This window comes from Aeromonas finlandensis (genome assembly GCF_000764645.1).
GTDB lineage: Bacteria > Pseudomonadota > Gammaproteobacteria > Enterobacterales > Aeromonadaceae > Aeromonas > Aeromonas finlandensis.
Window position 1 is genome coordinate 1 of the sequence record NZ_JRGK01000254.1, and the last position, 767, is coordinate 767.

2 protein-coding genes are annotated in these 767 nt (G+C 56.2%); both read right to left on the bottom strand.

What is annotated here, in order from left to right:
* The coding region (locus tag LD28_RS0113045) for a universal stress protein (protein ID WP_033137394.1) at window positions 1-180 on the bottom strand (180 nt) is incomplete at its 3' end.
* Between the two features lie 151 nt (window positions 181-331).
* Window positions 332-767: fumarate/nitrate reduction transcriptional regulator Fnr (fnr, locus tag LD28_RS0113050; protein ID WP_033137395.1), on the bottom strand; the 436-nt coding region annotated here is incomplete at its 5' end.

Genomic DNA, 767 nt, shown 5'->3' on the forward strand with positions numbered 1-767 from the left:
CTCTTGCCGCTCGTCCACCGAGAGCATGGCGGTCATTTCATACGAGAAGTCATAGATGGTGAGCAGCAGGGTCAGATGGGCGTTTTCGTCCAGCTCGGCGACTTTGACTGCCCGTTCGAGGGCGATTTGACGCTCCTCTTCTGGATTGATAACCACCAGAATATTCTGATATTTGACCATCTTCTCCTCCTTGGAAAAGTCCAATGACAGCAGAATCTTAGCCATTACAGCTTAGCGCAGGAGGAGGGTATGGGGAACGTACCGGATCACATTCCAGAGGAAAGGATCCGGCAGGGAAAGCAGGAGAAACGCGGGAGGGTAAGCGGAAAAATCAGCCGCAGGGCGGGCGAGTGGCACCGGCCATCATGCCCAGCGCGACCTGGTCCAGCACGGTGATGTATTTGCCTTTGACGCTGATAAGACCGGACTTCTGGAAACGGCCGAGCAGACGACTGATGGTCTCAACGGTCAGCCCCAGATAGTTGCCGATGTCACCACGGGTCATGGAGAGACGGAACTCCTTGGCGGAGAAGCCACGCTCGGAGAAGCGCACCGACAGATTGTGCAGGAAGGCGGCGAGGCGCTCTTCGGCATTCTTCTTGGAGAGCAGCAGGATCATCTCCTGATCGCCCATGATTTCATTGCTCATCAGACGCATGATCTGCTGACGCAACTTGGGCATCTTGCCGGAGAGATCATCGAGCACTTCAAACGGGATTTCGCACACCATGGCGGTTTCCAGCGCCTGAGCGAAGGAGGGGTGTGCC